Source organism: Cycloclasticus sp. (assembly GCF_019090545.1).
Classification (GTDB): Bacteria; Pseudomonadota; Gammaproteobacteria; order Methylococcales; family Cycloclasticaceae; genus Cycloclasticus; species Cycloclasticus pugetii.
The window spans coordinates 40,752-55,256 of the sequence record NZ_JAHRVT010000030.1; the positions used below are offsets into that span (position 1 = coordinate 40,752).

Annotated in this window: 10 protein-coding genes; 2 read left to right on the top strand and 8 right to left on the bottom strand. The window is 42.6% G+C overall.

Features of this window, described 5'->3' with window-relative positions:
• Positions 1-1,056, top strand: a complete 1,056-nt coding sequence (locus KUG63_RS06820; protein ID WP_020932151.1) for a glycosyltransferase — start codon at positions 1-3, stop codon at positions 1,054-1,056.
• 8 nt (positions 1,057-1,064) lie between these two features.
• On the opposite strand, the gene KUG63_RS06825 is transcribed toward KUG63_RS06820, so the two are convergent.
• The 7 genes from KUG63_RS06825 to glnE all read right to left on the bottom strand — a co-directional run bounded on the left by KUG63_RS06825 (position 1,065) and on the right by glnE (position 9,944).
• Positions 1,065-2,207, bottom strand: a complete 1,143-nt coding sequence (locus KUG63_RS06825; protein WP_020932150.1) for a glycosyltransferase — start codon at positions 2,205-2,207, stop codon at positions 1,065-1,067.
• Positions 2,204-2,539, bottom strand: coding sequence for a hypothetical protein (locus tag KUG63_RS06830; protein WP_041932884.1), 336 nt, complete (start codon positions 2,537-2,539; stop codon positions 2,204-2,206). The genes KUG63_RS06825 and KUG63_RS06830 overlap by 4 nt, the downstream gene beginning before the upstream one ends.
• Before the next feature lie 100 nt (positions 2,540-2,639).
• The gene (locus tag KUG63_RS06835) at positions 2,640-4,082 is read right to left on the bottom strand and encodes a lipopolysaccharide kinase InaA family protein (RefSeq protein WP_287554507.1); all 1,443 of its coding nucleotides are present in this window, start codon (positions 4,080-4,082) and stop codon (positions 2,640-2,642) included.
• Positions 4,079-5,095, bottom strand: a complete 1,017-nt coding sequence (waaC, locus tag KUG63_RS06840) for a lipopolysaccharide heptosyltransferase I (RefSeq protein ID WP_287554508.1) — start codon at positions 5,093-5,095, stop codon at positions 4,079-4,081. The genes KUG63_RS06835 and waaC overlap by 4 nt, the downstream gene beginning before the upstream one ends.
• The gene (gene waaF / locus KUG63_RS06845) at positions 5,076-6,119 is read right to left on the bottom strand and encodes a lipopolysaccharide heptosyltransferase II (RefSeq protein WP_287554509.1); all 1,044 of its coding nucleotides are present in this window, start codon (positions 6,117-6,119) and stop codon (positions 5,076-5,078) included. Before waaF ends, waaC begins: the two co-directional genes overlap by 20 nt.
• A 6-nt stretch (positions 6,120-6,125) precedes the next feature.
• Entirely contained in the window at positions 6,126-7,046 is a 921-nt protein-coding gene (locus KUG63_RS06850; protein ID WP_015006581.1) for a branched-chain amino acid transaminase, read from the bottom strand.
• Positions 7,047-7,088: 42 nt separating this feature from the next.
• Positions 7,089-9,944 (bottom strand): bifunctional [glutamate--ammonia ligase]-adenylyl-L-tyrosine phosphorylase/[glutamate--ammonia-ligase] adenylyltransferase, encoded by a 2,856-nt coding sequence (gene glnE, locus KUG63_RS06855; protein WP_287554511.1) that lies wholly within the window; start codon positions 9,942-9,944, stop codon positions 7,089-7,091.
• Between the two features lie 273 nt (positions 9,945-10,217).
• Between glnE and KUG63_RS06860 the strand changes: the two genes are divergently transcribed.
• Positions 10,218-12,044 (top strand): EAL domain-containing protein, encoded by a 1,827-nt coding sequence (locus tag KUG63_RS06860; protein WP_238538327.1) that lies wholly within the window; start codon positions 10,218-10,220, stop codon positions 12,042-12,044.
• Here KUG63_RS06860 and KUG63_RS06865 read toward each other — a convergent pair.
• Positions 12,041-14,434, bottom strand: coding sequence for a heavy metal translocating P-type ATPase (locus tag KUG63_RS06865; protein WP_287554512.1), 2,394 nt, complete (start codon positions 14,432-14,434; stop codon positions 12,041-12,043). The genes KUG63_RS06860 and KUG63_RS06865 overlap by 4 nt on opposite strands.
• Positions 14,435-14,505: the final 71 nt, after the last annotated feature.

Here is a 14,505-nt window from a genome sequence, read left to right on the forward strand (position 1 = left end):
ATGAAAAAAAAACATCATAAAAAAATTTTAATTCTTGATGGAATTAGCGGCGTCTCTCTGGCTAAAGACATATCAGAGTCCATTATATCTGCTGGCATACATTGCGACTACATTGATTGCGCTCAACTTAAGAAAAAAAAGTTTTACAAGCCAAGGCAGGCTATCAATAAGATCATTCAGAAATCTTTATTTTCCCAAGAGTTTTACTATACGCCAAAAATACCCTCTCAAATTTTCGCACAAGCGATTGAAGCCAGCCAAGCTAACATTGTTTTTGTAGTCGGCTTTTTATACCGTTTTATTGATATCGAATACATTATTCATCTAAAAGAAAAACAGGGGTTTTCCTTATATTTATACGATACAGACAGCTGCAACCTATTTTCCAGAAGAAGAGAGTTACTGTATTTTATCAACCAAGAGTTCCCCATCTATGACCGTGTATTCTCTTTTTCATCTGTAATGGCAAACTTCAGCAACAAGCTAAATAAAACTGAAGCTTATTACTTCCCTTTTGGTTCAAAAGACATCCCGCCGCCAACAAACAAGCAAAAAGAACACGATGTCTTTTTTATTGGCAGTGCAGACTTAAGACGAATATTTCTGCTTGAAAAACTCACTAAACATAACACCGTTATTTATGGGAGCCGCTGGGGAAAAAACTGGTCAGTTATTTCCTCACAGTTGCAAAAGAAAATTATTGAACAAAACTTATGGGGCAAGGAGCTCCACCAACACCTTCACCAAAGTAAAATCATCCTAAATATAACCCGATCAGGTTTTTATGGCGTTGAAACTGGGTTAAACCTAAGAATATTTGAAACACTAGCAGCAGGTGCATTTCTATTAACCGACTACTGTGACGAGTTAGCCGATCTATTTACAATTGGCCAACATATTGAAGCATTCAAGTCATCAGAAGAAATGGTTGACAAAGTTGATTACTATATTAAAAACTCCGACAAAAGAGAGAAAATAGCGCGTAACGGCCTACAGCTATTTCATGAAAAGTTTAGCTGGGATAAGCGTGTAGCAGAACTTCTACCGCTCCTTTAACAAAAGGACTAAACTGATATCAAACGATTAAAGCTCTTAGCCACAGCCTCAATAGAAAAATTCTTATGTACACGACTAAAGCCTTTTTCCACTACGATACTGCCATCAACTCGCGCTATAACCCTAATAAATAACTTAGTCAAAGCAGCTGAATCCGCAAACTCAAACAAATAACCCGCATCAGAAACCACTTCGCTTGCCCCACCGCAGTCACTCGCAACGACAGGGACTTTAGCAACCATTGCTTCTAATAAAACCAAGCCAAAAGGCTCCTTATCGGATGATAAGGCAAACAAGTCGAAAGCTTTATAATAGTTAACCGCATCTGGTACTTGACCTAAGAATAATGCTTGCTGCTCAACCCCTAGTTCCCGAGCTAAATCTTTTAATTGTTGCTCTAAGCGACCAGTACCGAGAATAACGAGCTGGCTATTGGCGTACTGTTTATGAAATTCGCTAAACGCACGTATCAACGTCGCTTGGTCTTTATCTGGGTGTAACCGCCCAACATTACCAATTATAAATGCTTGGTCATTTAAGCCTAAAAAGGCTCGTGCTTTTTCCTTATCCAATTGCTTAGATGCAACCGCGGCTACATCTATCGCGTTATATAGCGTTTGCACTTTATTCCTTGGAAGCAAAGGCATTGAGTCCCTAATATCATCTCTAACAGCATTAGAAACACCTAGTATTATTAAACGCTTAGCAACTAGGGAAAGAAGCAACCTCCGACCCAAACTTTTAAATGCGCCAAAAGCATGTATAACCCCCACCCGTTTAAACTTTAAACCTAACAAGCACACCATTGTTGCTAAATAAATGGCCTTATACCGATGGCAAATAACAAGGTCAAACTTCTCATGTTTTATAAGTTTATAAAGCTTAACTATCAGTCCCAACTTCATCCCTTTTAATTGTTTTGAATCACACCCCCAAAATATCACTTTAGATGCTTTTGTCGTTTGCTTTACCTCACCCGATTCATTACCTGTCAAGTACAACGTAACAACTTCATTAGTTTTATTTAACATTGACTCATATTGCTTGCTCACACCTAAAAATGGTGCGTTATACCCATGTGATATTTGAAGTATTTTCATTTCACTTAAACTACTGTTTTTGGAGTTAGTCTGAACTTTTCTGAATTTCATACATATAATATTCTGCTAGATTTAGGCTGCCAGTATACTTGTGCCAAAGGCAACCAAAAAATAAACCACAAGCTGTTCGGGTTTGTTTTTAACCCTCTACCATCAAAAAGCAAGTCAACAACTCCCGTTAATAAGCCAAATCCCATTAACAGTAACCAAGTAATAATGATAATGGCAAAGGGGCAGATATAACGACCAAACGCTTGATCTTTTATTAACGAAGGGGCGGCCAATAAAACCAATAGATAAAACCCAATATTAGCTAATTTAGAGGTTGGCGCTGCATACATAAAGAAAATAAATGCCAGTAACGCATAAGGAATATTGTTCAATAAAAAGCGCTGGAATCCACCTGCTTCTCATCTATTTAATGAATCGTCCTGCATAAAACCGTTCTCTTATAATTTTATAGCCATGCTTTTTATAACGCCTTTAGTCGTCCGCCAGCAATTTGTCAGTAAGATCTGAAAAATAAGGGTTTACCTTCCACTGGTCTGGCCAGCTAATTTGAAATCGTGCGATATCTTTCTTAAATTGTCGCCAAAAATTGGCAGGCGATTGTTCTGCATTCAAGCCATCTAAGTCAATAAATAAAGGTCCATCTTCAGGACATAAAATATTTTGTGCTTTTAAATCGCCATGACTAATCTGACTGCGTTTTAATAGTAAAAACAAGTTCACTATTTTTCTTGCCCAGTGCTTTTTACTCTCATCATCATATAGATCACTGTCATAGATCTCCCACGCCTGAGGCGCGTCAATATATTCTGATAATAAATAAGAACGTCGCCTTAGCGGCCCGCAACGTTGCTCAATCATCACGTATGATTGCGCGGTCGGTATACCTAGCATTTCTAATAAAAGCCCATTTCTCCATGATACCGCTGCTCTTGACCATTTCAAACCTCTGATCAGGCTGTGTATCGGTTTTTTAATGTTATAGCGTTTTAATACATAGGCTTGACCGGCAATATCCACTCGAGCAACGGTGGCTGTACCGCCGTCTTTCAACAGCTGGCCGTTATCGATTAAGCCGTCTAAATCAGCCAGTGCTAAGGCCATGTCCTTAGAATAAATATTTCTTTTAGCCATTAAAAATCGTAACGTATTATGTTCGCTGATATAGTCCGTACAGGAACGAAATACCTTTTTATTAATAAACTTTTTTTGCCGCCAACGTCGCTGCTCGATCAATGCTTGCTGCCAAGAGCCTTCATTCAGGTTTTGCCATTGCGGTAAGTTTTTCAACACCCTTGTTAACAGCTGAAATGCCTGCTGATCCAACGTAACCGGTAGCTGAGCATACAGTAACGCCAAATTTTTAACGGCAATTGACTGACTGAGAGGATCATTTTTTTTACTGATATCACCTGCATCAATCAGGTACACATCAGCTTGACGGTATAAGAAGTTATCTAAATGAGCATCTTTTATTTCAAACCCTGCTTGCTGACAGGCCAACATTAGCTCGGTGATTGCCAGTAACCTAGCTTCAAACTCTACTGGCTCAGGCTGCGCCCAAAAAAAAGATGATAATGTTTCAGCATCCTCAATATATTGAATAATCAACAGCCCATAGTCGGCCTGTTTCTCACTATAAAGCACCTCAGGTGCGCTAATGGACGACTTTTTCAAAGCCTGTAACGTTAGCGCTTCCTTCATCAAGTTTGCATTAAAACCAGGCCCATAGAAAAGCTTCGCAATTACGGGTTTTTCCTGCCACATCGCTCGACAAGTTAAACGTCTTGTCGGCAAGTGTCTTAAACATGTATCTAGTTGCAACACCCCATGCTTACTTGTTAGCTCAAATGCTTCATCAGGTTTTTTTGCCCACGCATCAAGCGCACTAACGCTGATTAACGTATCTGTATTCATAGCATTAAATCCTGCAATTTTTGCCAAACCAGTTCCGCTGGTAAGGTTTGGTAACAAGCCGGTACCACCTCAGCTGGATGCTTATATTCACAGGCTTTTTTTAAACAAGGTGAACAACTGAAATCAGCTTGTAAGCTTATATTTCTTGCCCCCATACTGCCTGTTAATGCGGCACTCGTTGAACCATAAATAGTAACAGCCGGCACACCACAGGCCGCTGTTAAGTGAGCCAATCCACTGTCCACGCCCACCACGCCATCAGCATGCAGTAACACTGAAGCTAATTCTTTAATTGATGAACGAGCCAACACCTGTACAGCACTTGATGGAGCAGCCAAGACTTCAGCGCGTTGCTTCTCATGCTCATCCCCCCAAGGTAAATAGATTGTAAAATCTTGCTTTTCAGCCAGCTTAATCAGTCTCTGCCAATATTCAATAGGCCAGTGTTTACTCGCCCACGTCGTACCATGAAGAAACACCAAATAAGGCTTTATTAGCTTTTTAGACGAAGGGAGTCGCTCCTTCCCTAGGCCATAGTCAGGCGGGTCTGTTGGTTCAGCATAAGCCAGACTTTTGGCAAATAACTGTCTAACTCGTGTAATGGCGTGTTGACCTTTTTTTACCTCTATAGCTTGCTGATAAGCGAGGGCAGCCAATGGTTCTCGGCAACTGCTTTTTGATAAACCGTAGCGCTTGCCTTTTGCAAAACGACTTAAGACAGCACTTTTAATTAACCCTTGCGCATCAATCACCAAATCATAATGTTGCTGTTGAATAGCTTTAATACTGGCGCGAATTTCCGCACGAGCTGCCCAGAGATTCTTCCGCCAACGACGTATTGAGACTGGAATAACGCGGTCAACACTCGGATGTAAACGAGGAATGTCTTGAAACGAGTCTTCGACCACCCAATCAAATGAAATACCTGGAATAGCTTTTGTTGCATCGCTTAAGGCAGGCAATGCATGAATAACATCGCCCAACGATGACGTCTTAACGACTAATACTTTCATCTGGCATCAATGAGGGAATACCCAATAAAGTGGTCACCCGCTCAGCTGATATTTTAGTTAGGCAGTCTAAATGCCCCAGTGGGCACTCTCGCTTAAAGCAGGGCGAGCAAGCTAAGTTCAAACTAATAATGTCTGCCTCTGGGTGTAAGGGTGGGGTAAAATTTGGATCGGATGAACCATAAAGCGCAATGGTTTTAATATTAAGAGCGGCGGCCACATGCATTAAACCAGAATCATTGCTGACGACCGCATCACATAGTGACATAAGGTCTAACGCTTGAGTCAGACTTGTTTTACCAGCAAAATCACTACAGGCTCCACCACTTAGTTCATTAATAGTTGCCGCTACGGCCTTATCTTTTGCTGAGCCGAATAGATACACTTGCCAGCCATTTTCTATGGCTTTTTTTGCCACCTCAGCATAATGCGTTTCAGGCCAACGTTTTGCCGGGCCATATTCTGCCCCTGGGCAAAGCCCAAGTATTTTCCCTGCCTTGGTGGGCAATAAAAACGTTTCAGTTGTTTTAGCAACACTCGCTGGATCAACTAATAAACGTGGCTGTGGAATAACCGGCAAAATAGCACACGGCTCGGTGGCCAAGGCCACAAAACGTTGCACCGTTTTAGTCAAAAAATCTTTATTAAGCTTGCGTGCATTATTCAACAAACCCCAACGCATCTCACCTAAATAACCGGTTCGTTTCGGTATCCTAGCAAAGTAAGGAACTAAGGCCGATTTCCATGAATTTGGCAATACAATCGCTTCGTCATAAGCCTCATCACGTAGCGATAGGCCCAAGTTTTTACGACCCTTGAAATTAAACTGCCCATGTCCCATTGGCATAACAATCGCTTTACGTACTTCAGGCATCCGCTCCATCAACGCTAACGACCATTGAGGTGCTAGCACATCAATCGAACAGTTCTTATGCCGCTCTTTTAAGGCCATAAATAGGCTCTGCGCCATCACCATATCGCCGACCCATGAAGGGCCCACGACTAGTATGCGATAAGGGTTACTCACCTCTATTTATACGTAAGTTAACCAATCACTATGCTGAGCGGAGCGACCTTGAACGGCATCAAAATACATTGTTTGTAAGCGCTCGGTAATTGGACCACGCCCGCCATTACCAATGGTCCGGTCATCCACTTCACGAATAGGGGTTACTTCGGCGGCTGTTCCGGTAAAAAACGCTTCATCGGCCACATAAACTTCATCACGTGTAATTCTTTTCTCAACAACTTCTAAATTACACTCTTCAGCCAGTTGGAAAATGGTTTCGCGCGTAATCCCTTCTAATGCAGAGGTTAGGTCGGGCGTAATTAACTTACCATTGCGAACAAGAAAGATGTTTTCACCGCTGCCTTCTGCCACATAGCCTTCGTGATCGAGCAACATCGCTTCATCGTAACCGCATGAAATAGCTTCTTGCAGCGCCAAAATAGAGTTCATATAGTTTCCATTTGCTTTAGCTTTGCACATCACACTATTCACATGGTTTCTGATATAGGAAGACGTACGAATTCGAATACCTTTTTCTATACCATCTTCACCAAGATATTTACCCCATTCCCATGCTGCAACCATGACGTGAACTTTCAGACTATCAGCACGAATACCCATCCCTTCAGAACCATAAAAACACATCGGACGCAAATAAGCAGACTTTAACTTATTTTTAGCCACCGCCTCGCGCTGCACCTGGTTTAGCGTAGCTTTATCAAACGGAATTTGCATATTTAAAATATGAGCCGAGCGGAACAAACGGTCAGTATGATCCTGCAATCTGAAAATAGCGGTGCCTTCATTTGTTTCATAGGCACGTGTGCCTTCAAACACACCCATACCATAATGCAGAGTATGCGTAAGCACGTGGACTTTGGCGTCGCGCCAATCTACCCATTCACCGTCCATCCAGATGACGCCATCTTTGTCATCCATTCCCATAGTTAACTCCTAATTTATTTGTGAAACTAAACGACCATTCGTTTAGTTATTTATCATTATTTCATCCCAAACTAACGCCACCTGCCGAACCTGCTCTTCAACCACATCAACTGGTACCATTGTTGGCTGTTCTGCTAATGAAGCATGATGCGAGGCTTCTCGATAGGCTTTGTATGCCCCATCAAGATTCTGCTGTTGTAACGTCGATAAGAAACCAATCTTGTTCAATTCATGTAACAGACGAATATTGTCTGTATACGTTAATAGACTGTCATGTTCATTAGCATTAGCCAATACACCGAATTGTACAATAAACTCAATATCGACAATACCTCCAACACCATGTTTAAGATCAAAAAAGCCCTGCTTTTTAGTCAGTAACGTTGAACGCATTTTTTCTCGCATTTCAACCACCTCATTTCTCAAGGTTGTTATATCTCGTCGAAGCCCTAACACCTCACTTCGAATCTTGTTAAATCGCTCAGCTACGTCAGAACACCCAGCAACAAATCGCGCACGTACTAGAGCCTGATGTTCCCACGCCCATGCGTTTTTTCGCTGATATTGCTCAAATGATGACTCACTGCTAACTAACAGACCAGAATTTCCATTCGGCCGCAGTCGTAAATCCATTTCATACAATAAACCAGAAAAAGTGCGCGTTACCATGTAAGTAATAATTTTTCGCCCCAAGCGCATATAGAACTCACCCAATGAAATCGCACGATCACCCACTGTCATCTCATCTATTTGAGCCTCTTTATGCAAAAAAACCACATCAAGATCTGACCCAAAGCCCAGCTCAATACCCCCCATTTTTCCAAAGCCAATCACCGCAAAACCACTCACCGACTGCGCGCTTGCATTCGCGGGCGTTCCATATTGTGCGCAGATCGATTTCCAACTCAATGTCACCACTTTTTCAACAATGACCTCTGCTATCTCCGTCAGTTTATCGCTCACCACCATGACCGGCAAAGTACCTGTTAAATCTGAGGCGGCAACATGTAAAACACTGGTCTGCTTAAACAACCTTAATGCTTCCATCTGAGCTTCAATATCGTCCGAGTCTATAGATAATAAGGCATTATCTAAATCAGCTTGAAGCTCATCTTTTGACGGCACCTGATATAAACTATGAGGATCAATCAATTCATCCAATAGAATGGGCGATCTTGTCACCTGCGTTACAATCCAAGGGCTCAATATCGCCAACCGAGTTAACTGATTAAAGACACTTGGGCTTTCAACCAAAAGAACTAAGTACGCAACACGGTTACAAATCTTTTCAAGCATAGCCAGAAAAATGAGTACTGTTTTTTCTTCTGGCTCCACTATGAGCAAACGCTCTAACAACATGGGCAATAACCGAACGATGTATTGCCGACCTTTCTCCTGTAATTGTCTAACCGGATAACTGTGGCAAAAATGGATAATGCCTTTTCGCGTTTCCTCACTCACTGAGCCACCTTTGGCGGCTAAAAAGCTATCCAGCCCTTCCTCAGTTAAGTCTAACCAGTCGGTATTATCAGTTTGTTCGCTAGGCTCATCAAAATCGACCAGCCTGTCAAAATATTGATGTACTCGCTTCATCGTTTGTTGTGTTTTTTCAAGCAGCTCAAGCCAGCTTGAAAAGCCCATTGAAAGTACTAGCTGCAGTTGGTTTTTAGTATCGGTGGGTAAATCATGTGTTTGCCGATCATCTATCTCTTGAATATGATTTTCTAAACGACGTAAGTAGCGATAATCTTCGCTAAGTTCTTGCGCTGCTAATGGTGAAATTTGATTCCTATCAGCCAATAAGCCTAACACTTTCAAAATACCACGCGCTTGCAACGCTTTATCCCGACCACCTCGAATCAGCTGGAACGCCTGGCCAATAAATTCAATTTCCCGAATACCACCCGGCCCTAATTTAACATTATGCTCAACACCCTTTTTTTGTAACTGCGCTTCAATCTGTCGCTTCATCACGCGAATAGAGTCGAACACGCCATAATCTAAATAACGGCGAAAAACAAAGGCCTTTATCATCGTCGTAAGTTCAGCCTTACCTTCTTTACTTCCGGTTATCAGCCGTGCCTTCACCATCGCATAACGCTCCCACTCTCGCGCATGGCTTTGGTAATAAATTTCCATGGCATCGTGGTTTAGCACTAATGCCCCACTTTCACCAAAAGGGCGTAACCGGGTATCTACGCGAAAGACAAAACCATCCACTGTAACCTTGTCTAGCAAGCGAATAACCATTCTGCACATTTTAGTAAAGAACTCTTCATTACTTGTAGGCCGTGTACCATCGGTTTCACCCCTTGATGGGTAACAAAATATAAGGTCTATATCCGAGGAAAAGTTAAGCTCCTTCGCGCCCAGTTTCCCCATACCAATCACTATTAACTGCTGCTCTTTGCCTTGCTCATCACGGGGAATACCCGAGCGTGCACAAGCCATCGAATACGCCCATTCCACTGCACATCGGATCAACGCATCAGCCAATGCAGACAAATACTGCAAAATTGAATCGACCTCAGCGCCAGCGAGATCAAGCCAAGCAATCTGTAACATGTATTGATTGCGAAACTGGCGAAGCAGGGGCATCATAGTCGCTTCATCAGTAACTCCATCGACCCTGCCCGTTAACTCTTCAAATAGGCTATCGACACACCAGTTAATTGGGTCTACCCCTTGCAATAGCTTCTCGCTTATCTCAGGAAAGCGTACTGCTTGGCGTTGAATAAACGAACTACTCGCCAGAACTCGGCCAGCTAAATGAGCATCCATTTCTGCAAGCCTACGTTGATCAAATAAATCCGGCAGCTCACTGACCATATGCGTTATATCTGCATGTAATTCGCTAGGCAATTGAGCCAATAATTCACTACTGTCTAATATTGTCATAAAGTTACTTTAATCGTAAATATCTCTGTCATAGTCTAATATCATATCCTTTCTATAAATTTAGTCTAAAATCATTGTACTTCTTTGCGCCCTGGTTTATAACGGAGTAATAAATCAAAACTCAATAAAATCAATCATCTATTGAGAATCTTGTCATTTATAAGGTTACCCACATGATCACTACATTAGCTGTACAGGTTGCTAAAAAAACCACTCAAAACTGTGCCGCTGCGTTATGGCACCTTAAACATAACTAAGCCAATGAAAGACGATATGTTTAACCAAAAGGGTTTCTTAATAAATGAACAAAAGCCTCTTTCTAACCCTTCGTCAACCGTTAAGGCTCAAAAGAAACTGAAAGACCAACAGGCTCGCATTAATCAACCAGAAAAAGAGACTTCAAACATTAAAGAAAAACTAAGCATCGAGAGAGATTTTCTTCAAGCAACGATGGAGTCAGTGCATGAAGGCGTTATCGTTACCGACCTCAACGGTATCATTCACTATAGCAACCCCGCTGCCCATAAGTTATTAAACACTCAACAAAAAGACTGTACCCACCAAGCTATTGATGAGGTTTTAATATTAAAAACCAATGAATCGTTGCCCATTGAGTTGGTTAATATCAATAAAGAAACGTTGGAAGCAAAACAACAAGTTGCTTTTATTGAGCACGAAGATGGCAACAAATCCACGATTGAGTGGTCTCGCACTTTTATAACCAACAAAAATGCCGAACGTTTAGGGCTTGTCTTTACTATTAACGACATCACAACGGCTTATCATTTAACCAACCAATTAAAGCATCAAGCCTCTCATGACACCTTAACCGGCTTATTAAACCGTGGTGAATTTAGCCGCCGCTTAGCAAACTGCCTATCTGCAACTCAAGAAGCCAATATTAGGCATAGCCTGATCTTTATAGACCTCGATCAATTTAAAATAGTTAATGACACCTGTGGACACCAAGGTGGAGATCAATTACTCAGGCAACTCTCCTCCATTCTTTCGCCTTTAGTCCGAGGACGAGATACCTTAGCGAGACTTGGTGGCGACGAGTTTGCCATTTTATTGGAAGCGTGCCCGAAAGAGGCTGCACTTAAAGTGGCTAACGACGTCTTATCCACCATACAAAAGTTTCGTTTCACCTGTGATCATAAAACGTTTAATATCGGCGCCAGTATGGGCATTGCACACTTTTCTTCCGGATTACAATCTGAAAGTGACCCACTAACAGTCGCTGATGCTGCTTGCTATAAAGCAAAAGAAGAAGGTAGAAACTGTATTATAGAAATGGATATCTCAAATGTTCAGCAACAGCCGGGCATACCTCAACACCAAATGCAATGGCTTAACAAGCTAAACACTGCGCTCGACACCGACCAATTCATTCTCTATCAACAAAGAATAGCCCCAACCAACCCTGGTAGTAACCAATCTTTACATTACGAAGTCCTACTCAGAATAAAAGATAATGAAAGACTCATCAGCCCCGGCGCTTTCTTACCACCAGCTGAACGTTACGGGCTGATACACCGAATTGATCATTGGGTCATTAAAAACACATTGGCATGGCTGTCTGAACACCCTGATGTGTTAGCGAAAACAAAATTATGCAGCATTAACCTATCAGGCCTATCGTTGTCAGACGAGGATCTTTCCCATTATGTCACTCGATACCTCAAACAATATGCGATTGATTGTAAAAAAATATGCTTTGAAATAACCGAGTCATCGGCCATTCAAAACTTATCGTTGGCATTTGAGTTCATACACAATATGCACGAGTTGGGCTGCTCTTTCTCATTAGACGACTTTGGTACGGGCATGTCATCCTTCTCTTACCTTAAGCAATTACCCGTTAATCATTTAAAAATAGACGGTAGCTTTATTCGTCATATTGAGTCAGACCCCATTGATTTAGCGATGACCCGCTCCATCAATGAAATTGGTCATGTTATGGGCATGAGTACAATTGCTGAGTTCGTTGAAAATGAAGAAATTTTTCAGCTGCTTAGGCAACTCGGGGTAGATTATGCTCAAGGCTACCACATAGCTAAACCCGCACCCCTAGATGAACTGCTTGATCACCTAACTTAAAGCCTTACTATTTTTAACCGCAGCGCATTGGCAATCACTGATACAGAGCTTAAACTCATCGCTGCGGCGGCAATCATCGGCGACAATAAAATCCCTAAGAAAGGGTACAACACGCCTGCTGCAACCGGCACACCTAAGCTATTGTAAAGAAAAGCAAACACAAGGTTTTGCCTGATATTTTTCATCGTTGCTTTACTCAATTTACGCGCGCGGACGATACCTCTCAGATCACCTTTAACCAGTACAACACCGGTGCTTTCAATAGCAATATCCGAACCGTTGCCCATTGCAATACCTACATTTGCTTGCGCCAGCGCGGGGGCATCGTTAACACCATCCCCAGCCATCGCTACCACATGGCCATCAGCTTGAAGACTTTTAATAACATCCGCTTTTTCTGCCGGTAAAACACCCGCTTTAAATTCATCAATCCCCAACTGATTGGCTACCTGCTCAGCTGACGTCTGCTGGTCACCCGTTAACATCACGACTTTTACACCAGCTTGGTGCAGTTGATCTATCGCCTCATGTGTTGAAGGCTTTATTTCATCCTTTAATAAAAACACTGCACAGGCCTGATCATTTACCGCCATATACAATAAAGTTTCTCCTGCACTGTTATCAGATAACGACAAGCTATTAAAATCACCCGTATCGATCCCGTTATCATCCAGAAAACGTTTATTCCCTAACAATACAGACTGCTGATTAATCTCACCAGACACTCCTTTTCCAGTAGTAGCATTAAAATCAACCACCTCAAGCAGAGTTAACTCTTGCGCTGCATTCACAACCGCCTCCGCCAGTGGATGTTCACTGACTTTTTCAAGGCTTGCCGCCAATAAGAGCGCCTCATCAGTCGTCATCTTCCCTAGTGTTTTGATACCCGTTACACTGGGCTTCCCTTCTGTTAATGTGCCGGTTTTATCAACCACCAAGGTATCCACCTTTTCCATCAACTCTAACATTTCAGCATTTTTGATTAACACGCCCATGTTCGCACCACGTCCCATACCCACCATAATCGACATCGGTGTCGCTAAACCTAGGGCACACGGACAGGCAATAATTAACACCGCAACGGCATTAACAACAGCCAAACTTAGCGCATATTCGGATGCCAAGGCATACCAGGCAAAAAAAGTCACCACAGAAATACTAACAACAATCGGGACGAACCACGACGCTACAACATCCGCCACACGCTGAATCGGCGCACGACTACGCTGTGCCTCGCTAACCATATGAATGATTTGTGACAACAACGTCTCATTGCCCACGTGCTGCGCCGTTAAGGTAAAGCTGCCAGTGCCATTAACTGTACCGGCAATAACTGAGTCTCCTGCTGTTTTCTCCACCGGCACAGGCTCACCGGTGACCATCGACTCATCTATTGAGCTACCGCCATCGAGTAAAACACCGTCCACAGGCACTTTATCGCCTGGGCGAACACGCAGCACATCACCGACAACAACATCTTCTAATAAAATTTCCTCTTCATCGCCATGCCCATTCACCCGTCGCGCTGTATTAGGTGATAGCCCCACCAACAAATGAATTGCTTTGTTGGTTTGACCGCGTGCTTTTAATTCCAACACTTGACCCAACAATACCAAGGTAATAATCACTGCAGCCGCTTCAAAATAGACAGCAACAACACCCTGTGCATTGAACATTGAGTCCGGAAAGGCATTAGGGAAGAACACCGCCACGAGGCTATACAGCCAAGCGACGGTTACACCCAAGCCGATCAAGGTGAACATATTAAGGTTCCATGTTTTTATCGACTGCACGGCGCGTTCAAAAAACGGCCAGCCCGCCCATAATACAACCGGGGATGCCAGCAGTAGCTGAATCCATTGCCATGTTTTGGCCGATAAAAATGATAAAAACAAATCCCCTACCACCATTTCTGACATGGCTATAATAAATAACGGCACCGTAAATATAAGACTAAAAGTAAACCGTCGACTCATATCATCTAATTCTGGGTTTTCCTCTTCCAAAACCACCGTTCGCGCTTCTAAAGCCATACCGCAAACCGGGCATGAACCCGGTGACTCTTCCACCACCTCTGGATGCATAGGGCAAATATACTCGGTCTTTTTAGATGGAGGTACAAAGGCTTCCGGCTCCAATGCCATACCACATTTTGGGCAAATATCTGGGCTATCACTTTCAACACCCGGACACATTGGACAGATATATTTAGCCCCTAGAGCAGCAGTAGGTTCAGGTCGTGCTTGACCCGACAGGTACATGTCTTGATCTTTGTTAAATTTTATCAGGCAGCCTTCACAACAAAACCCATACCATTGGCCCTTATATTCCGTCTGGTACTGAGTATCTTTAGAAACATCCATGCCACATACAGGGTCTTTATGGCTCATTCCCTTCTCCTGTTGAGCTTCATGACAACAATCATGCATGTTAGCAACTCCTCATAAAAAAACTGATCAAG